This window comes from Nocardioides sp. NPDC004968, assembly GCF_040608935.1.
GTDB lineage: Bacteria > Actinomycetota > Actinomycetes > Propionibacteriales > Nocardioidaceae > Nocardioides.
Genome location: NZ_JBEXJF010000010.1, coordinates 120814 through 140158 on the forward strand (window position 1 = coordinate 120814; position 19345 = coordinate 140158).

Annotated in this window: 15 protein-coding genes; 3 read left to right on the forward strand and 12 right to left on the reverse strand. The window is 69.6% G+C overall.

The features are described 5' to 3' along the window. Position 1 precedes the first annotated feature (1 nt). Together ABZU72_RS13105 and ABZU72_RS13110 are read left to right on the forward strand one after the other, a co-directional pair. Positions 2-700, forward strand: a complete 699-nt coding sequence (locus tag ABZU72_RS13105) for a FadR/GntR family transcriptional regulator (protein WP_355019285.1) — start codon at positions 2-4, stop codon at positions 698-700. Further along, positions 697-1677, forward strand: coding sequence for a D-glycerate dehydrogenase (locus ABZU72_RS13110; protein ID WP_355019286.1), 981 nt, complete (start codon positions 697-699; stop codon positions 1675-1677). The genes ABZU72_RS13105 and ABZU72_RS13110 overlap by 4 nt, the downstream gene beginning before the upstream one ends. 50 nt (positions 1678-1727) lie before the next feature. On the opposite strand, the gene ABZU72_RS13115 is transcribed toward ABZU72_RS13110, so the two are convergent. The 10 genes from ABZU72_RS13115 to ABZU72_RS13160 form a co-directional block, all read right to left on the reverse strand. Beyond that, a complete protein-coding gene (locus ABZU72_RS13115) occupies positions 1728-4133 on the reverse strand; it encodes a glycoside hydrolase family 95 protein (RefSeq protein WP_355019287.1) in 2406 nt (801 codons plus the stop codon). 162 nt (positions 4134-4295) lie between these two features. Beyond that, the gene (locus ABZU72_RS13120; protein ID WP_355019288.1) at positions 4296-5189 is read right to left on the reverse strand and encodes an amidohydrolase family protein; all 894 of its coding nucleotides are present in this window, start codon (positions 5187-5189) and stop codon (positions 4296-4298) included. Continuing rightward, on the reverse strand, positions 5186-6484 hold the full coding sequence (locus ABZU72_RS13125; RefSeq protein WP_355019289.1) for an L-fuconate dehydratase: 1299 nt from the start codon (positions 6482-6484) through the stop codon (positions 5186-5188). The genes ABZU72_RS13120 and ABZU72_RS13125 overlap by 4 nt, the downstream gene beginning before the upstream one ends. Further along, entirely contained in the window at positions 6481-6954 is a 474-nt protein-coding gene (locus ABZU72_RS13130) for a MaoC/PaaZ C-terminal domain-containing protein (protein WP_355019290.1), read from the reverse strand. The genes ABZU72_RS13125 and ABZU72_RS13130 overlap by 4 nt, the downstream gene beginning before the upstream one ends. Further along, positions 6951-8120 carry an extracellular solute-binding protein gene (locus tag ABZU72_RS13135; RefSeq protein ID WP_355019291.1) on the reverse strand — a complete coding sequence of 390 codons (1170 nt, stop codon included), beginning with the start codon at positions 8118-8120 and terminating at the stop codon, positions 6951-6953. The genes ABZU72_RS13130 and ABZU72_RS13135 overlap by 4 nt, the downstream gene beginning before the upstream one ends. Continuing rightward, positions 8117-9271 (reverse strand): CaiB/BaiF CoA-transferase family protein, encoded by a 1155-nt coding sequence (locus ABZU72_RS13140; protein WP_355019292.1) that lies wholly within the window; start codon positions 9269-9271, stop codon positions 8117-8119. Before ABZU72_RS13140 ends, ABZU72_RS13135 begins: the two co-directional genes overlap by 4 nt. A gap of 58 nt (positions 9272-9329) precedes the next feature. Next, entirely contained in the window at positions 9330-10430 is a 1101-nt protein-coding gene (locus ABZU72_RS13145; protein ID WP_355019293.1) for a Gfo/Idh/MocA family oxidoreductase, read from the reverse strand. Next, positions 10430-11380 carry a carbohydrate ABC transporter permease gene (locus ABZU72_RS13150; RefSeq protein WP_355019294.1) on the reverse strand — a complete coding sequence of 317 codons (951 nt, stop codon included), beginning with the start codon at positions 11378-11380 and terminating at the stop codon, positions 10430-10432. The genes ABZU72_RS13145 and ABZU72_RS13150 overlap by 1 nt, the downstream gene beginning before the upstream one ends. Then, positions 11377-12348: a sugar ABC transporter permease gene (locus ABZU72_RS13155; RefSeq protein ID WP_355019295.1), complete on the reverse strand. Its 972-nt coding sequence runs from the start codon at positions 12346-12348 to the stop codon at positions 11377-11379. Before ABZU72_RS13155 ends, ABZU72_RS13150 begins: the two co-directional genes overlap by 4 nt. Positions 12349-12452: 104 nt before the next feature. After that, on the reverse strand, positions 12453-13736 hold the full coding sequence (locus ABZU72_RS13160; protein ID WP_355019296.1) for an ABC transporter substrate-binding protein: 1284 nt from the start codon (positions 13734-13736) through the stop codon (positions 12453-12455). Between the two features lie 297 nt (positions 13737-14033). Here ABZU72_RS13160 and ABZU72_RS13165 point away from each other — a divergent pair, with 297 nt between their 5' ends. Then, on the forward strand, positions 14034-16799 hold the full coding sequence (locus ABZU72_RS13165; protein WP_355019297.1) for a hypothetical protein: 2766 nt from the start codon (positions 14034-14036) through the stop codon (positions 16797-16799). Positions 16800-16840: 41 nt separating this feature from the next. Here ABZU72_RS13165 and ABZU72_RS13170 read toward each other — a convergent pair whose 3' ends face one another. Further along, complete coding sequence (locus ABZU72_RS13170) at positions 16841-17860, reverse strand: LacI family DNA-binding transcriptional regulator (protein WP_355019298.1); 1020 nt, start codon at positions 17858-17860, stop codon at positions 16841-16843. Between the two features lie 76 nt (positions 17861-17936). After that, positions 17937-19115: a CoA transferase gene (locus ABZU72_RS13175; RefSeq protein WP_355019299.1), complete on the reverse strand. Its 1179-nt coding sequence runs from the start codon at positions 19113-19115 to the stop codon at positions 17937-17939. Positions 19116-19345: the final 230 nt, after the last annotated feature.

A 19345-nucleotide genomic window follows, 5' to 3' on the forward strand; every position in this document is an offset into this window, starting at 1 on the left:
GATGGCGCTGACCGACGAGGCGATCGAGAAGATCAAGGAGATGATCCTCGACGGCAGCCTGAAGCCCGGCGACCGTCTCCCGCGCGAGGCCGACCTGTCGGTCCAGCTCGGCATCTCCCGCAGCTCCCTGCGCGAGGCGGTGCGTGCGCTCTCGATGATGCGCATCCTCGACGTACGCCAGGGTGACGGCACCTACGTCACCAGCCTGACGCCGGAGATCCTGCTGGAGACGATGGGCTTCGTCATCGACTTCCACCAGGACTCCAGCGTCCTGGACCTCTTCGAGGTACGCCGGGCGCTGGAGCCGCTGGCCGCCGAGAAGGCGGCCCTGCAGATGCCCCCGGACGAGGCCACCGACCTGCTCGCGCTGGTCGACTCGGTCACGCCCGAGACGTCGCTGGAGGAGGTCGTGGCCAACGACCTGGAGTTCCACCACCGCATCGCCCGCGCGTCGGGCAACACCGTGCTGTGCTCGTTCATCGACGGCGTCGCCAACCGCACCCAGCGGGCCCGGATCTGGCGTGGCGTGACCCAGCAGGACTCCTTCGACCAGACGCAGCGCGAGCATCGCGGCATCGCCCTGGCCATCGCGGACCGACAGCCGAGCATCGCCGCCGCGCTGTCCCTGGCCCACGTCGCGGGCATCGAGAACTGGATCCGCCGCAGCCTCGCCGAGGACCGGGAGGAGGAGCAGGAGTGAGCACGCCGAACCAAGGCCGGCTGCACGTCAGCTTCCGGCCCAGCGACCGCGCCCGCCAGGCGCTGGAGACGCTGCCCGGGCCGGTGACCTGCGCCGCGGATCCTTCCGGGCAGACCCGCGCGGAACTGCTCTCGGACGTACGCGGGGCAGCCGCGCTCGTCTGCCTGCTGACCGACCGGGTCGATGCCGAGCTGCTCGACGCGGCCGGTCCGTCGCTGCGCGTGGTCGCCAACATGGCGGTCGGCCACGACAACATCGACGCCGCCGCCTGCGCCGCTCGTGGCATCACCGTGACCAACACACCGGGCGTGCTCGACGAGGCGACCGCCGACCTCGCCTTCGCGCTGCTGCTCGCCACCTCCCGTCGCGTGGTGGAGGCCGACGCGTTCGTACGCAGCGGCGAGCCCTGGTCCTGGCGGCCGGACCTCTTCGTGGGCCTCGACGTCAGCAGCGGCGCGACCTTGGGCATCGTCGGCCTGGGCCGGATAGGGCTGGCGATGGCGCGACGTGCCCGCGCCTTCGACATGCGCATCGTCGCGACCCCGTCCCGCTCCGCCGGCGAGGAGGCGGCGCGCCTGGGCATCGAGACGCTGCCGCTGCCCGAGCTGCTGGTCGCCTCGGACGTCGTGTCGCTGCACTGCCCGCTGACCCCCGACACCCGGCATCTCGTCGGCGCCGAGGAGCTCCGGCTGATGGGGCCGGGCTCGGTCCTCGTCAACACCGCTCGCGGCCCCATCGTCGACGAGGCCGCCCTGGCGGCCGCGCTGGCCGACGGCACGATCGGCGCAGCGGGACTCGACGTCTTCGAGAACGAGCCGGCTGTCCACCCCGACCTGCTGGCGCTCCCCAACGTCGTCCTGCTGCCGCACATCGGCAGCGCCGGCCGCGCCACCCGCGATCGGATGGCCATGCTCGCGATCGACAATGCCCGCGCCGTGCTCGCCGGCGAGCCCGCGCCGACCCCGGTCCACCCGTAGAAAGACTCAGGGCCGGCCGCGGGACCCCCGCGGCCGGCCCTGAGATCGTCCTACCGCGGAACCACGGTGTAGGTGCTGCCGCGCCGGGTGCCGAACTCGACGACGTTCTCCTCCGGGCGGGAGACGTCCGTCCCCGCCACCTTCACCGGCTGCTGCGTACGCAGCCGGAGCCGGTTGCCGAGCAACGATCGGATCCGCGCCACCTCGACCTTGCCGTCAGCCCACTTCAGGTCGACCTCGAAGCCACCGCGGGCGCGCAGGCCACGTACCTTCCCCTCCGGCCATGCCGCCGGCAGCGCCGCCAGGAGGAAGACCTCCCCGGAGTGGCTCTGCATGATCATCTCCGTGATCCCGGAGACGGCGCCGAAGTTCCCGTCGATCTGGAACGGCGGGTGCAGGTCGAACAGGTTGGGCGCCGTCCGGGACGGGTGCAGCATGTGCTGGACGTGCAGGTAGGCGTTCTCGGGCTCGAGCAGGCGCGCGCGGATGTTCATCTTCCACGCCAGCGACCACCCGGTGGTGACCGCCGGGCCGCGCAGCTCGAGCGCCTTGCGGGCGGCGTCGGCCAGCTCCGGCGTACGCAACGGGGTGATCTGGTCGGAGGGGAAGACGCCCCACAGGTGGGAGACGTGGCGGCTGCGCTCCAGGGCAGCCTCCTCCCAGTCGATCAGCCACTCCTGCAGTTGGCCCAGGTAGCCGATCTGGTTGGGCGGCAGCTGTTCGCGCATCGCCAGCGCCCGCTCGACGAGCGGGTCGTGCTTGCCGAGCGCCTCGGCAGCCTTCTCGAACGCGGTGAACAGGTCACGCAGGATCTGGCAGTCCATCGTCGGACCCGCGCAGATGCTGACCCCTTCGTCGTCCTGCTCGTGGTGCTTGATCTCCGGCGAGTGCGACGGGCAGGTGACCATGTAGCCGGACTGCTCGTCGCGCACCATCGTCTCGAGGAAGAACTCGACCGCGCCCCGCAGCGTCGGGAAGTGCTCGGCGAGGTTCGCCTTGTCGCCGGTGTACTCGTAACGCTCCCAGAACAACAGCGAGAGCCAGGCGCCGCCCATCGGCCAGACCCCGTAGTAGGCGAAGTCGACCGGAGCGGTGCCTCGCCAGCCGTCGGTGTTGTGGTGCGCGACCCAGCCCTTGTCCGAGCCCCACATCTGCTTGGCCGTGTTCCGTCCGACCTCCGCGAGCTCCTCGGTCATCGCGAACATCGGGTCCCAGCACTCGGCGAGGTTGGCCGGGCCGGCGGGCCAGTAGTTCATCTGCGCGTTGATGTTGAGGGTGTACTTCGACTGCCACTCGGGCTGCATCTTGTAGCTCCACAGGCCCTGCAGGTTGGCCGGCTGGCCCGGGGTCCGGGAGGAGGAGATCAGCAGGTAGCGCCCGAACTGGTACCACAGCGCGGCCAGCTGCGGGTCGCCGCCGTCACGGAACATCGCCACCCGCTCGTCGGTCGGCTTCTCGATCGCGGCGGAGGTGCCGAGGTCGATGTCGACCCGGCCGAAGAGCTTCTGATAGTCCCGCACGTGCGCCGAACGCAGCTGGCCGTAGCCTCGCCCGGTGGCCGCCTCGAGGGGCTTCTCCGCGCGGCGTACGTGGTCGGCGTTCACGTCGGCGTAGTTGCGGTAGCTGGTCGCCATCGTGAGCAGCAGCGTCACCGAGGTGGCGTTGCGCACCCGCAGCTGGGTATCGGCGCACTGGACCGTGCCGCCGTCGGTCTCGGCGCGGACGAGGCTGATGAAACGGACCGCGCCCTCCATCCCCTCCGTGGCCCCGCTGATGCCCTCCAGAGCGAGCGTCCGCGCATCGTGGGGCTGCACGTCGCTCTGCTGCGGCGACTGGAAGGTGGCGTTGAACGAGACCTTCTCGGCCTGGTCCGCGGTGAGGCGGACGACCATCACCTGGTCCGGGTGGCTGACGAACGACTCGCGGCGGTAGCGCACGCCGCCGACCTCGAACTCCGAGATCGCGGTCGCGGCCCGCAGGTCGAGCGAGCGCCGGTAGGTCGTGGGCTCGCCGTCGAGACCCAGGAACTCGAGCAGCAGGTCACCGACCGGCTGGTAGAAGGCCTGCTCACTGGGCCGTCCCATGAACTCCTTGTCGGCGAGACGCTGGGCGCCCACCCAGTTGTCCTCGAAGATCATCCTGCGGATCTCGGGGAGCGCCTCGGCTCCGCCAGGCGGGTCGTAGCTGTGCGGATGACCGGCCCAGACCGAGTCCTCGTTCAGCATCAGCTTCTCGCTGGCCACACCGCCGAAGACCATCGCGCCCATCCGGCCGTTGCCGATCGCGAGCGCCTGGAGCCACTCCGCGGCGGGCTGGCGGTACCAGAGCTCCAGCGGATTGGTCTCCGGCTCATCGGCGGCGGCCGCGGCCGCCTCGGTGACGACCGGCTGCACCAGGGCGCCGCCGGCCACCGCCGAGGCGGCCTGCAGCACCCGTCGTCTCGTGAAGTCCACCATCAGCTTCCTCCTGACTCACGCCCCAGGTGGGGCAAACATCGGTTGTTTCAATGTAATAGACATCACACGTCATGTCGATGCCTACTGAAACATCCGCCTGTTATGACCGATATCGGCCGCGCTGCGATGGCCAGGACGAACAAAGATCTGATCTCTACAGGATCAGAGCGCTTCCTGAGCTGCTGCCACCGCGGCGGCCAGCCGCTGCTCGTCGAGCCCGTAGAAGCGGCGCGCGCTGCCGGCGAAGATCTCCTCGCGCTCGTCGCTCGACAGACCGGCCAACGCGTCCCGAAGCCCGGCGAAGACCCGCTCGTAGCCACCGGCGGCGGTGGAGATCGGCCAGTCTCCGCCGTACATCAGCCGGCTCGGACCGAACACCTCGACCGCCCGGTCGACGAAGGGCTGGATGCCGGCCACGGTCCAGCCGTCCGGGGCCGCACCCGGGTACAGCCCGGAGACCTTGCCGAACACCTTCGGGTTCTCGGCCGCTCGCTCGATGAGGCTCCACCACGGCTCCCGCTCGGCCTCGCCGATCGGTGGTTTGGAGAGGTGGTCGATCACGATCCGCAGGTCCGGATGCCGTTCGGAGAGCGTCGCGACGTGCTCGAGGTGGCGTGGCAGCACCGAGACGTGGTCGTAGGTGAGCCCGAGCCGTTCCAGCAGCCCGAGCCCCTCGGCAACGTCCGGACGGAGGATCCAGTCGGGGTCGGGGATGTTGTGGATCAGGTTGCGTACGCCGACGACCCGGTCGTCTCCCCGCAGCGACTCCAGCCGCTCGGCCGCCAGGTCCGGCTGGTCCAGCGGCACGTAGACGACGATCCCCACCACCTCGGGATGTCGCTCGGCGACCTCGATCATCAGATCGGTGTCCCCGTCGTGGTCGTCGGACTGGACCAGCACGGTCGCGTCCACTCCCTGCGCTTGCAGCTGCGGCTGGACCTCGTCGAAGGTGAACGTCCGGTTGTACTCGGGCACGTCGGGACCGAGCCACGGGTAGGGCGAGCGGGTGAGGTCCCAGACGTGCTGGTGGCTGTCGATGATCATCTGAGGCGTCACCGGTTCGCCCAGTAGCTGCCGTCCGGATAGGCGTACGTCGCCACTGACGCGGGATGCATCTCCGCGCTGTAGCCGGGCCTGGAGGGCAGCCGGTAGGCGCCGTTCTCGACGATGCACGGGTCGGTGAAGTGCTCGTGGAGATGGTCCACGAACTCGGTGACCCGGTCCTCTAGCGTGCCCGAGACGGCGACGTAGTCGAAGACGGAGAGATGCTGGACGAGCTCGCACAGGCCGACGCCGCCGGCATGAGGACAGACGGGGACGTCGAACTTCCTCGCCATCAGATAGACGGAGAGGATCTCGTTGATGCTGGCCAGCCGCGCGGAGTCGAGCTGGCAGAAGTCGATCGCCTCCGCCTGGAACATCTGCTTGAAGAGCACCCGGTTCATGCCGTGCTCACCGGTGGCCACCCCGATCGGGGCCACCGCCTTGCGGACCGCGGCGTGGCCGAGGATGTCGTCAGGGCTGGTCGGCTCCTCGATCCACCACGGCTCGAAGCGGGCCAGCGCGTTGACCCACTCGATGGCCTGCGGCACGTCCCAGACCTGGTTGGCATCGATCATCAGCTTCGCGTCCCAGCCGATCACCTCCCGCGCGATCTCGCAGCGCCGGATGTCGTCCTCCAGGTTCGCGCCGACCTTCAGCTTGATGTGCGTGTAGCCGGAGTCGACGGCTTCGGCGGCCAGCCTGCGCAGCTTGTCGTCGGAGTAGCCCAGCCAGCCGGCAGACGTGGTGTAGCAGGGGTAGCCGGTCTCCTCCAGGTGCCGGATCCGCTCCTCACGGTGGGGAACGCTGGCGCGGAGGATCTCCAGGGCCTCCTCCCGGGTGAGGGCGTCGCTCAGGTAGGTCAGATCTGCGACGTCGACGAGCTCCTCGGGGGTCATGTCGGCCAGCAGTCGCCACAGCGGCTTGCCGGCTTCCCGGGCAGCCAGGTCCCAGACCGCGTTCATCACGGCGGCGAGGGCCAGGTGCTCGACCCCCTTGTCCGGGCCCAGCCAGCGCAGCTGGGAGTCCGAGGCGAGATCCCGGTAGACCCCGCCCAGGTCACCCACCACGTCGCTCACCTCGCGCCCGACCAGCGGCTCGCCGCGGCGCTGCGCCGCCAGGGTGCAGATGTCGTTGCCGCGCCCGATGGTGAAGGTGAAGCCGAAGCCGGACAGCTCCGGGTCGTCGGTGCTCACCACGACGTACGTCGCCGAGTAGTCACCGTCCTTGTTCATGGCGTCGGATCCGTCCATCGACACAGAGGTCGGAAAGCGGACATCGGTGACTTCGACGGCGGTGATACGGGTCACGAGGGATCCTCCTGTGGGGATGGGTCGCGCTTGTTGACGAGGTAGAGATGGGTCAGCACCAGCACCGTCTCGCCACGCTGGTTGGTCACGGTGACGAGCTCGTGGACGTAGCCGAGCTCGTCGGGCTTCTTCCGGTGCTCCGTCGTCTCGGTGATCTCGGCGGTGACGGTGATGGTGTCGCCGATGAACACCGGACCGATGAACCGGATCCGGTCGTAGCCGTAGGACATGGACTGTGGGTTGATGTCGGTCGCGGTCATCCCGACCGCCACCGCGAGGATCAGCGTCCCGTGGGCGATCCGCTGCCCCGCCGGCTGGGTGGCCATCCACTCCGCATCCATGTGGTGCGGGAAGAAGTCGCCCGTCTGCCCGGCGTGCAGGACGATGTCGGCCTCGGTGATCGTGCGTCCCAGGGTGGTCCGGGACTCCCCGACCGCGTAGTCCTCGAACCAGCGTTCCTCGACTTTCACCGGGATGCTCCTTCCTCGACGGCGTGTGCGTCGGCTTCCACGACGAGCAGGCGCTCGGCGAGCTCACGGGCACGGCGGACCAGCTCGGCGTCGGTCATCCGGCCGGCCAGGGCTTCCGTCACCCACGGGGAGACGGTGTCCTGGAACTCCAGATATCCGGCCGTACGCGGCCGCACCCACGCGCCCTCGAGGGTCGCCCGGGTGCCACGGAAGAAGTCCCAGGAGTCTTGGTTGAGCCGGTCGTCGTCCCACGACGAGGCGTAGCCGGGCTGGCCACCGGCGTCGTAGTAGATGCCCGACTGAACCTCCGGCGAGGCGACCCACAGTGCGTACGCTCTGGCCGCGTCCAGATCTCGCGACCGGGCCGAGACGGCCACGCCGGCGCCACCGAGCTGCGAGCCGGCCACCCCTCGGGGGCCGGCGGGCATGTCGACGTACTTGAGGCGGTGTGGCCGGAACCCAGCCCGGGAGTAGTTGCTGTACCCGTACATCAGCGGTGCGTACGCCCACGGCTCGGCGGCGTCGGCGGCCAGCGCCTCGGCGACCTCGATCGGGTTCGCGTCCAGGCACCACGACGGCACCTGCTCGCAGAGCCGATGCATCAGGTCGAGGACGCTCAGCGCGTCCTCCTCGGGCAGGAAGCTTCCCGGCTCGGCATTGACCGGCGTCCCTCGGTTGGCCGCCAGGGTGCACAGGGTCGAGTAAGCGTCGATGGGCTTGCAGGGCCAGAGCACCCTGCCCTCGGCCGCCAGGTCGAGCACCTCCTCCCAAATACGGGGCGGAGCCGCCAGGCGGTCCGGGCGGTACGCAGCCACCTGGGCGGCGGCGTCGGTGGCCAGGCCGTACTGGCGCCCGTCATGGCGGTACGACGCGTGGCTGCTGCCCACGGCATCGGCGGCCAGGGCGGCCAGCTCGTCGTCGTGTCCGGCACCGTCCAGCGGCGCCAGCACCCCTTCGGCGACGGCCAGGGGCACGTGGGGGTGGTCGATGACCATCAGGTCGAAGCGCTCCGCCAGCTCGGCAAGGGGCGCGTCGGCGAACGCCTGCAGAGAGCGGTACTCCCAGCGCACCTCGACGCCGGTCCGGCGCGCGTACTCCTGGGAAGCCGCGACCTGGCAGTCGTAGCCACGCGGGTGCTCCCAGGTCATGCCGTGCAGGACGGTCATCGGTCCCCCTCGAGGTCGTGCTCGCCCAGGCGTGGAGCCGGGCGCGGGTTGGTCAGCCGCTCGCCGTCGATGCGGATCGGGCTGCGGGTGGTCGTGAGGGTGAGGCCGTCACGACGGATCTGCTGGGTCATCGCGATGGCCTCGAAGCCCTTGTGCTCCACGAGCTCGGAGAGGGTGAGCACCGGGGCGCACCACACGTCCTCGGCGTCCAGGACGGCCAGCCAGGCGTCCCGGGTGTCAGTCCGGAGACGGTCGCCGATCGCCTCCTCGATCTCCGACTGCCGGTCCCACCAGGTCTGCGGATCGGTCATCGCCTCCAGCTCGGGGAGCCCGAGCAGCCGCCCGATGGTGGGCACGGGGTTCATCGCGATGGCCAGGTAACCGTCGCTCGTCGGGTAGATGCCGTAGGGAGCGGAGAGGAAGGCATGGGCCGACCGGGGTCCCTTGCGGCGGACCTCGACCGACGGGTCGTTGAGCCGCGTGGTCAGCAGCTCGAACTCCAGGTCCAGCAGGGACTCCATCAGGCTCGTCTCGGTCAGCCCGCCTCTCCCGGTCCGGAACCGCCGGACCAGCAGGGCGGTGATGCCCTGGGCCAGGTGACAGCTGGCGAGGTGGTCGGCCACCGCGAGCCCGACGGGGACCGGCGGGTCATCGGCCGACCCGTTGAGCCAGGGCAGGCCGGCGATCGCCTGGGCGAGCAGGTCCTGTCCCGGGCGGTCCTGGAACGGGCCGACGCCGCCGTACCCGGTGACGCTGCCGTAGACGATGCTCGGGTTGAGCGCCCGGACGGAGTCGTAGTCCAGACCGATCCGCTCCATCACGCCTGGGCGGAAGTTCTGGACGATCACGTCGGCCTCCGCGACCAGTCCGCGTACGCGCTCGAGGTCGGCGGGATCCTTCAGGTCGGCCGCCACGCTCTCCTTGTTCCGGTTCATCGCGTGGAAGGAGAGGCTGTCGCCGTTCACCGTCCGCCCGGCGAAGGCCAGGCTCCGGCCCGCGTCTCCCCCGGCGGGTCGCTCGATCTTGATGACCCGGGCGCCCAGGTCCGCGAGCCTCAGTGCCGCCACGGGACCGGCCAGGAACTGGCTGAAGTCCAGGACCGTGACGCCCTCCAGGGGCAGGTCGGAGGCGCGGAGGCGGGTGCCACTCATCGGCGTTCCTTTCAGATGGTCGCGGGTCGGCGAGGCGGACCGGTGCGGGAAGGGGTGGTCACTGGTCATACGCCGGCGGCTCTCCGCCGCGGGCTGCGTCCGTGTACGCCGCCTCGACGACCGCCATGGTGCGGAAGACGTCCTCGACCCCGGTGGGCAGAGACGGGATCGACCCCTCGAGAAAGCGTTGGACCACGGCCATGGATCCGATGAAGGCGTCGGGGAACCAGGACCCCTCGAACGGCACCGGCCGCCAGCCGTCATCGAGCCGATCGTCGGTGACCAGCTCGAGCGAGTCCTCGCCGCCGCGCGGGTAGTCCAGCAGCAGACCGAGCTGGGCACGGATGGCGCCGCGGGTGCCCTCCCACTTGACGAAGGACTCCTCGTGCCGGGGCCCGTAGTGGTGGTCGTGGTTGGTGGAGACGACGACCCTGATCGGTCGCTCGCCATAGCTCAGCGCGATGTCGGAGCGACTGTTGGCGTGGGACTTCTCGGGGTGGCGCACGGTGACGGCGTGCACCCCGGTCGGGTCCCCCAGGAAGGAACGCACCAGATCCAGGTAGTGGACGCTGTGCATGTTGATCTCGAGCCGGTCCAGATCGAGCACGTACGGGAACATCTCCCACGGGGTCCGCACCGAGACCCGGACCTCCAGGTCGTAGAGCTCGCCGATCGTGCCGGCAGCGATGAGCTCGCGGGCAGCTACGACGTACGGCGCGAACCGGAGCTGGGTGTTGACCGCCGCCACCAGTCCCTTGCGCCGGCACACCTCGCGGGTGCGGACTCCCTCGGCCAAGTGGTTTCCCAAGGGCTTCTGCAGCAGGACGGCAGCCCCGTCGGGCAGCTGCTCGAGGACCTCGACGTGCGCCTCGGGCGGAAGGGCGACGTCGTAGACGGCGTCGGCCGGAGCCGACCGGACCGCGTCAGCGACGCTCTCGTGCACGGCATGGATGCCATACCGTTCGGCGAGGTCCCGGGCCCGCTCGGGGACGAGGTCGGTGATGCTGGCGACCTCGAACCCCGCCTTCGCGTACGCCGGCAGGTGAGCGTCACGGACGATCCCGCCGGCGCCCACGAGCACGATCGGGCGCGGGGTCTTCGGCAGCTCGGCCGAGTAGCCAGGGTGCGGGTCGAGCTCTGGTGGTGGATGCGGGGCCATCAGCCCTTCACCGCCCCCATCGTCTCGCCCCGCATCAGGAACTTCTGCGCGCCGAGGAAGACGATCAGCAGCGGCAGCATCGAGATGAAGGTCGCCAGGGCCAGCTGCGGCATGTAGAGCTTCACGTCCAGCCCGGCGGCGACGGTCGGGTTGAACAGCGGGCTGGCGCCGATCAGCTGCTGCAACCCGACGGGGAGGGTCTGGTTGTTCTGGTTGGAGGAGAGCAGCGCCAACGGCAGGAAGAAGTTGATCCAGTTGGCGACGAAGGCGAAGAAGCCGACCAGCACTGCGGCCTGACGGGAGATCGGGAGTGCGACCCGCCAGAAGATCGACACCTCGCCCAGACCGTCGATCCGGGCTGCCTCGACGAGCTCCTGGGGCATGGTGGTCATGAAGTGGATGTAGGCCAGGTAGACCCCGAACGGGAAGAAGCCCATGATCAGCCCGACCGGCCAGAGCTCGCCGACCGCGCCGATGGCGTTCACCTCGAGGAAGATCGGGATGACCAGCACGGTGTTCGGCATCACCATCGTGATCAGGGTGATCAGCAGGACTGCCCGGCGGGCGCGGAACCGGAGCCGGGCCAGCGCGTATCCCGCCGGCAGAGCGGCGAAGACCGCCAGCAGCGCGCCCCCGCCGGCCACGGCGAGCGTGTTGAGCAGCCAGCGGGTGTACAGCCCGCCGCCGTCGGGGCCGAAACCGTTGACCTGCGTCCAGCTGTACTGGACGTTGTCCCACGACATGTCGCCGAAGCCGAACGGCCCGCCGGCCCCGGATGCGACGCCCTCGTTGGAGCGGAACGCCATCGCGATGAAGCCGGTGATCGGCAGGATGAACATGCACGCGACGAACAGCATCGTGACGACGCGAGCGGTCTTGCCGACGCTCCAGTCGAACATGCCTCGCTTCGCCCCGGGCTCTCGGCGCCCGGCCACGGTGGTCTGGCTCATCGGTGCTCCTCCTCACCGAACAGGCCCGTCCGGAAGACGACCAGCAGGCCGATCCCCAGCGTGATCACGAGCAGGATCAGCGACATCGCGGCGGCTGCGGGGAAGTTGTAGTTGCTGAAGGCGAAGGCGTAGCCCAGCTGGGTGGGCGTCCAATGATCGTCCAGCGCGTTGCTGGCGACCTGGTCGAGCAGCTGTGGTTCGAGGAACAACTGGAACCCGTAGGCGAGGTTCATCAGCACCGCGTACCCGATCCACGGCCGGATGATCGGCAGCTTGACGTGCCAGGCCAGCTGCCATTCGTTGGCACCGTCCAGCCGCGCCGCCTCGAGCGTCTCCTCCGAGATCCCGTTGAGGCCGCCGTTGACCACGATGACCCACTGACCGACGCCCTGGAAGAACATCATCGCGGCCAGGATGAACGGCAGATTCCCGGGGCCGGCGACCGCCTGCTTGATGGTGTCGACGCCCAGCGCCTGCCAGAAACCCTCGATCGGGGACTGGCTCGGGTTGAGCAGGTAGACCCAGAGCACGAGGTTGGCGACGCCTGCCAGAGCCCCCGGGATGTAGTAGACGAACCGCATCGATGACCCGAACCAGCCGGGGCTGGCATGGACCAGCAGAGCCAGACCGACGATGCCGATCGTCATGATCGGAAGCCAGACCACCAGGGTCGCGAAGATGTTCACGAACGTGTCGACGAACCGGTAGTCGGTCACGACGGTCCTGAAGCTGTCCACGCCCCCGAAGCCCCCGCTGGGGTCCAGCGGCGTCGGCGCCTTCTCCAGGGATGTCTTGATCGCGTACGCGACGGGGATGATGCCCGCGATCATCAGCAGGACGAGGTAGGGCGCCATCAGCACCCAGGCGCCACGCGTCTCGCTGGGCCGCGCGACGCGTCGCCGGGGGCGACGCCGCGCGCCCGGTTCAGGCGGCGAGGTGGCGACGTCCTCCATCAAGGCGGTCGACATGTTGCTCCTCCGAAGTGTCCGGGCCACCGTGAGGCCCCGATGTGACTGGGATGGCGTCCTTCGGCCCGGACGTGCCGGGCCGAAGGTGCTCGTGCGCGGTCGTGCTATTCGACCGTGTAGCCCATCGCCTTCGCCTGGCTGACCAGCTCGTCCCCGAAGGACGTCCAGGCCTGGTCGACGTCGCCTCCCGAGGCAAGAGCGGCGGCCATGGTCTCGGTCCACACCGCTCCGGTGTTGTAGAGCATGTAGGCGTGGCCGTCGACGACGTAGTCGTTGGCCTTCTTCATCGCCTCGAACGTGGCCTCGTTGTCGGCGAAGTAGTTGGCCTTGGCCTGCTTCTCCGCCCACGCGTCCTGCACGGGACCGTACGCCGGCAGACCGGTGGAGAGCTCGACCTGCCACCTCGGGTCGGTGGCGACGAACTCGGCGAACTTCAGGGTGTTCTCGAGCTGCTTGCCCGTGATGTGGTTCGAGACGCCCCAGAGGCCCCCGCCCTCGTTTCCGGTGGAGGGCTCGCTCTCACCGTCCCACGCGAGAGGCTCCACGGCGGTCATCTCACCGGCCGGGATCTTCCAGGTCTGGTTGAAGAGGTAGTCGCCCCACCACGCAGCGCCGGGGCTCATGACCAGGTCCTTGCCGACCTTGGCCGCGTCCGGATCGAAGATGCCGACGGTCGAGAGTGCCTTGCCCTCCAGCATCGTGCCGATCAGGTCCACCGCTCGGGTGCACGTGGCGTCGGAGGTGTCGATGTGGACGACGGTCTCGGACTGTCGGTCGTTGGTCGGGCAGCCCGACCCCCACAGATAGCGGTCCGGGGCGTACGCGTCGCCGGTGAAGCCGCTGATCTTGCCCGGGTGCTCCTTGGCGATCTGGACGGCCAGGTCGCCGTACTCCTCCCAGGTCGTCGGCGCCTCATAGCCGTTGGCGTCGAAGAAGGCCTTGTTGTACCAGAACACGTCAGGAGCCGCGTCGTTGCGCAGGCACCGGACCTGGCCGTCGATCTCGCAGGCGGCGTTGATCGAACCCTCGTAGCCGTCGAGCACGTCGGGCAGGTGGTCGCTCAGGTCGAGCGTGTAGTCGATCTGCGCACCGGAGGCCCAGGCGATGTCGTCGTTGGACGGGAAGAAGATGGCGTCCGGCCAGCCCTGTCCGGCCTCGTTGAACTGGGCGAACTGCTGCTGGAGAGACTTGCCTCCGACGGTCCCGTCGATCTGGTTGATCTTGATGTCGATGTCGGGGTACGCCTTCTTGAAAGCGTTCGCGGCAGGCACTCGGGGCGGGTCGACCCAGACGGTGATCGCGCCACCGGAGTCGGTCTTCTCGCCCGCGGCATCATCTCCTCCGCCGGAGCCGCAGGCACTCAGTACCGCGGCTGTCAGCAAGGTCACGGCGGCCACCAGGGCCGCCCGGTGACGTGAACCGAGTGGATTTCGCTTCATGGACATGGCTCCTTCGACGATGTGTCCCGAGCGGGGTGCGGTGTGACGCAGACCACTGCTCAAACGTTAGAGCAGATCCCTGCGAGTGGTCAATCGTTTGAGTCGATCTTCCTTCGAGGCCTTGACGATCCGTGGCCGACGACGCCAAAGTGATCGGCGTCACTCAAACGATTGAGCAAGTCAAACGATTGATCTCACTGCGAGCCGACACCCACCCGACGGCGAGCCGGCTCGGGAAGAAGGACCATGCGTACCACTCGTTCACTGGTCACCTTGACGACACTGCTGACGATGCTGGCGACCCTGTTCGCCGCCTCCCCCGCGAATGCAGCCGACGGGACGCCCGCGGCATCGCGAACCACCTCCGCCTGGCTCCACGACGCCCTCCGGGTCGACACCGCGGACCTGCTGTCGCGCTCCGACCTCGTCCTCGCCACAGCACCGTGGCGCGCCGACCAGGCCGTGCCGCTCGCCAACGGCGAGCTCGGTGCCGGCGTCTGGGCAGCCAACGGCTGGACCGCCCAGCTGAATCGTGGCGACACCTTTCCGGAGCTGAAGTCGGCCGGCCAGCTGGTGCTGCCCGGCCTCTACGGCCTCTCCTCCGCCGAGGACTACCGCGGTCGCCACTCGTTGCACGACGCGATTTTCACCCAGCGCGGCAACGGCATGACGGTGCGCAGCTACGTGCGCGCCGACTCCGACCAGCTCATCGTCGAGGTGGACGGTGCCGACCCCGACAAGCAGCAGACCGCCGAGCTCGGCCTGTGGGAGGGCCGTACGCCGACCGTTTGGGCCCACGGTGACACGGCTGTCGTCGCGGAGACCTTCACCGACGAGTCGAACGCCCGCTCCACCGGGCAGCTGGCCGCACTGACGGCCCAGGCACGCGATGTGCAGGCCGAGGTCGTCGACGAGCTCGGCGTACGACTGAGGTTCCGCCCGGGTGCTGACGGGAGATTCCGCATCGTGCTCGGCGTCCCGTCCTGGGCCGGCAAGGACATCGCCCGCGCGGCCGCGACCGCAACCCGGGTTCCGTCCCACCCGCAGCAGGACCACCTGGACGAGTGGCATCGTTACTGGGACGGCGCGGCGCCGATGCGCCTGGACAGCCCCGACGGTTCCGCCCGCTACTTCGAGGCGCTCCGGGCCATGCAGCTCTACGTCGCGAAGGCCTCCAGCGGCGGCGCGGTGCCGGCGAGCCACGGCGGCGTGACCAGCCTGTGGTCGTCGTACCGCGACGACATCCACTGGTCCTCGGACGCCTGGTGGCACTTCAACCTGCGGCAGCCGGTGTGGGCGAATCTGGGCGCCGACACCGCCGACCAGAACGCCCCGTACTTCGACCTCTACCTCGACCGGATCGAGGAGATGAAGGCGTGGACGAAGACGAACTGGCCGGAGGCCGACGGGATCTGCGTCCCCGAGTTCCTGGTGTACGACGGCACCGCCGAAGCATGCGTGAGCGCGATGGAGCCGTCATGGCTCAACCGCATCCTCTCGACCGGGGCCGAGCTGGTCGAGAACGTCCGTCTCCAGTCCGAATACACCGGCGACCGCGAGCTCCTGGACCGTGCCTATCCGCTGCTCGAGGGCGTCGCCGAGTTCTACCTCTCGGTCCTGGAGGAGGGCGACGACGGGCGGCTGCACCTGCACCACGTCAACGCGCTGGAGACGCAGTGGGACACGACCGACCCGACGCCCGACGTGGCGGGCATGCGCACGATCTTCCCGTTCCTGGCCGAGGTCACGAAGGAGCACGGGAACGTGCGTCTCGCCGAGCAGATCGAGGCGGCGATCCCGCGGCTGCCCGAGCTGCCGACGACGGCCCGCGACGGCAAGGAGGTGATCGCCTGGTCCGCGTCCGACGAGGAGGACCACAACACCCAGAACCCCGACCTCGAGGCGATCTGGCCGTGGCGAGTGGTCGGCGCAGGGGACCAGATCGCCCACGACACCTTCACTACGCGCGTGTTCGACCAGACCCGGGAGTGGGCCTCGGACGCCCAGCAGGCCGCATGGCTGCACCGCGCCGATGACATGGTCGACCTGCTCGAGCAGGGCACTAGCGACTTCCAGGTGTTCGACAACGGCTTCGCCGCACACAGCAAGAACCACGACCCGCTGCGCGGCGGTGGTTTCTACGACACCTGGAACGCGGTCGTCGCCTCCACGGTCCAGGACGCCCTCGTGCAGGACGACCACGGCACGGTGCGGATCGCGCCCGCGATCCCGGATGACTGGAGCGTGACCGGCGCCGTCCAGATCCCGGGTGGGCACCGGGTCGACGTCGAGATCCGGAACGGTGAGCCCACGCTCGTCGGCATCGAAGCCGGAAGCCAGGGCGGGATCGAGGTGGCGAACCCGTGGCCCGGTCAGCGGGTCGAGGTGCGGGACGCTCGCGGCCGGCTCGTCGAGCACGGTTCGGGAGGCGTCCTTCGGTTCGCCACCACCGAGGGCGCGTCCTACCGGGTCGCGCCGGCCGGCGCGAGCTATCGCTTCGTGCCGCTCGGCGGCTCTGCCGCCCAGGCGCCGCTGGAGCTGGGCTCCAGGACGTACGGCGTCGCGACGAGCACGCCCCAGGTCGTCAGCGACACCGTGAGCGTGCTCGCCCCGAGCAAACTGCGGGCCATGTTGCGCGCGCAGGAGGGTGCGCCGATCTACGTCGATCGCGCGTACGTGGTCAGCGACCTGCCGGACGAGCTCGCCGGGACGGTCATGGTGAGGGGCGCCAACGACGACTCCAAGGTCGTCTCCGACGAGTACCTCACCCTGGAGATCTCCGAGCCCACCACGGTGTGGGTCGCGTTCGACGATCGCGGCGAGAACGTGTGGTGGCCGCAGTGGCTCACCGACGGCGGCTGGACCCGTACGTCGTCCACGGTGGGCACCACCGACCGGCAGCTGGTGCTCTTCCGGAAGGAGGTGCCGGCCGGCACGCTCACGCTCGGCGGCAACTCGGGAGTCTCAGGTCAGGGCGGATCCAGCTACGTCACGTTCGTACGGGAGCGCTGAGCCCCGCGGCTGGGTCGTTTGAGAGCTCGGCGTCCGAGTTCTCAGACGGCCCGGCGCGGTGGCGCCGTGGACTCCCGCACGATGAGCTCCGGGGCGGGGTCGGTGATCATCTCGTCGGCCATCTCACCGGTCTCGATGCGGCGGACGACGCTGCGTACGGCCGCACGGCCCATGTCGTAGAACTGCATCTTGACCGCGGTCAGCGGTGGCCAGGTGTTCTCAGCGGTCCAGGAGTCGTGCACGGTGGCCACGGACAGGTCCTCGGGGACACGGATCCCGTCGGCTCGGGCGGCCGCGAGGAGACCGATGGCGGCGTTGACGTTGGCGACCACGATCCCGGTGGGCCTCGGGTCCCGCTCCATCAGCCGCCGCAGGGCGGTGCGGCCGTTGTCGGCGGTGTAGCCGACGCGCGTCTCGTAGTCCTGCCGGACCGGTAGCCCGGCCTCGACAAGGGCCTCCTTGTAGCCGACTCGCCGTCGCTTCGCCGTGAAGGACCGGGGAAGGCCGTTGGCGAAGGCGATCCTCTCGTGGCCGAGGTCGATCAGGTGCTGGGTGGCGATCCGGGCACCGGTGCGGTCGTCGAGGGCGACCGAGCCGACGTGTCCGGGGTAGGTGGAGTTGATCAGCACGATCGGAGCGCCCGAGGCCAACAGCTCCTCCATCCCCGCCGGCGCGACACCGTCGCCCACCTGGATGACCATGCCGTCCACACGTCCCTCGCCGATGAGCCGAGCGATCATCTCGCCGCCGGGACGTACGTCATCGGCGCGGCCGAGCAGCAGGGTGTAGCCCTTCGCGGCGGCCTCGTCCTCGGCCCCGTGCATGAGCTCGGTGAACAGGGCGTTGGTCAGGTCGGGCACCACCAGTCCGACGACCTGGGTTCGCGCCGACTTCAGGGCGCGACCGGCGAAGTTGGGGCGGTAGTGGAGGTCCTTGGCCGCCTGCACGATCCGCTCGCGGGTCGCCTCGCTCACCCGGGCCGACGGCGCGTCGCTGAGCACCCGTGAGACAGCGGAGATCGAGACACCGGCAAGGGCTGCGACATCGCCGAGGGTGGCCATGGGCCGCAGCCTAGCTCTGCCCGGCAGCGGCGGCTTGGGACTCGGCGACTCCGGCGTGGCAGGAGCCGGTTGGCCGTCACCGGCCATGCGGGTCACCCCCGAGCGGGTCGGCTCCCTCGCTCAGGATGCCGTGCTCACCGAGCCGGGGTGCGCCCCGACGATGGCGGAGGATCTCGCCGTCGACGCGGATGGGGCTCCGCGTGGTCTTCAGGGTCACGGGCGTGCCGCCCGGTTCCGGGGCCGAGCGCTCGACCTCCTGCGTCATCTCGAGCGCGGCGAACTCCGGCGAGGCGAGCAGCTCCTCGAGAGTGAGCACCGGAGCCAGCCACCCGCTCGCCCCGTCCTGCGCAGGCAGCGCGTCCAGCCAGGCGGCCGTGGTGTCACGTACCAGCGCGGCGGCGATCAGGTCGTTCACCCGGTCGGGGTGCTTCTCCCACGTCCCGGTGGCCGCGCGCTGGGCCAGCTCGGCGTCGCCCAGCGTGGTCGCGAGCAGGTCGAGGGGCGCTCCGGACAGCGCGACGTAGCCGTCCTTGGTGGCGAAGATCCCGGTCGGGGTCCAGGCGGACATCGGACGGGGCGAGGCGGCCAGATCCTCGCCCTCGGGTCGCGTCAGAAGAGTCGCCTGCAGGTCGAGCATGCCCTCGAGCAGGCTGGTCTCCACGAGCCCACCCCGGCCGGTCCTGGCCCGGCGTACGAGCAGTGCGGTCACGCCTTCGGCGAGGTGGCAGCTCATCAGGTGGTCCGCGAGGGAGAGCCCGACCGTCATCGGCCGGTCCGCGCCGGCGAGCCACGTCACTCCTGAGACCGCCTGGGCCAGGAGATCCTGGCCGGGTCGGCTCGCCCAAGGTCCGGTGTCGCCGTAGCCCGAGGCGCTCGCATAGACGAGCCCCGGATTGAGCTCGCGCACGCTCGCGTAGTCGAGGCCGATGCGTTCCATGACCCCGGGCCGAAAGTTCTCGATGATGACGTCGGCGCGAGCGACGAGGTCCTTCACCCGAGCCAGGTCCGCCGGGTCCTTGAGGTCGGCGACGACCGCCTCCTTGTTGCGGTTCATCGCATGGAACGAGAGCGTGTCCCCCGCCGCCGAGCGACCTGCGAACGCGAGCGTCCGACCGATCTCGCCGGTGTATGGGCGCTCGACCTTGATCACCCGCGCGCCCAGATCCGCCAGCCGAAGCGCTGCGACCGGGCCCGCCAGGAACTGGCTGAAGTCCAGGACCACGGTCCCGGCGAGAGGCAGATCCTCCGGTTGCATCGCCACTCCCCCATCGCGCGATCAATCGTTTGCGCAATAGTACGGCTCCGCCCGCATGGAGAGCAAGAAGTTGCCGAGGCGTCACGTACGTCGGCCGAGGCGTCACGTACGTCGGCCGAGGCGTCACGTACGTCGGCCGAGCCGGCAGGGCGCTGCCAGCTCGGGCGGCGCGGCGGGCACAAACGCAATTGCCAACGATGAAAAAACATAACCCCCGTATATATATTGTT

What these genes read in the sequence shown, in the direction of transcription:
- ABZU72_RS13165 (WP_355019297.1), top strand. Translation starts at nt 14,034, where the DNA reads ATGCGTACCACTCGTTCACTGGTCACCTTGACGACACTGCTGACGATG.
- ABZU72_RS13170 (WP_355019298.1), bottom strand. Translation starts at nt 17,860, where the DNA reads ATGGCCACCCTCGGCGATGTCGCAGCCCTTGCCGGTGTCTCGATCTCC.
- ABZU72_RS13135 (WP_355019291.1), bottom strand. Translation starts at nt 8,120, where the DNA reads ATGACCGTCCTGCACGGCATGACCTGGGAGCACCCGCGTGGCTACGAC.
- ABZU72_RS13115 (WP_355019287.1), bottom strand. Translation starts at nt 4,133, where the DNA reads ATGGTGGACTTCACGAGACGACGGGTGCTGCAGGCCGCCTCGGCGGTG.
- ABZU72_RS13145 (WP_355019293.1), bottom strand. Translation starts at nt 10,430, where the DNA reads ATGGCCCCGCATCCACCACCAGAGCTCGACCCGCACCCTGGCTACTCG.
- ABZU72_RS13155 (WP_355019295.1), bottom strand. Translation starts at nt 12,348, where the DNA reads ATGTCGACCGCCTTGATGGAGGACGTCGCCACCTCGCCGCCTGAACCG.
- ABZU72_RS13175 (WP_355019299.1), bottom strand. Translation starts at nt 19,115, where the DNA reads ATGCAACCGGAGGATCTGCCTCTCGCCGGGACCGTGGTCCTGGACTTC.
- ABZU72_RS13150 (WP_355019294.1), bottom strand. Translation starts at nt 11,380, where the DNA reads ATGAGCCAGACCACCGTGGCCGGGCGCCGAGAGCCCGGGGCGAAGCGA.
- ABZU72_RS13105 (WP_355019285.1), top strand. Translation starts at nt 2, where the DNA reads ATGGCGCTGACCGACGAGGCGATCGAGAAGATCAAGGAGATGATCCTC.
- ABZU72_RS13140 (WP_355019292.1), bottom strand. Translation starts at nt 9,271, where the DNA reads ATGAGTGGCACCCGCCTCCGCGCCTCCGACCTGCCCCTGGAGGGCGTC.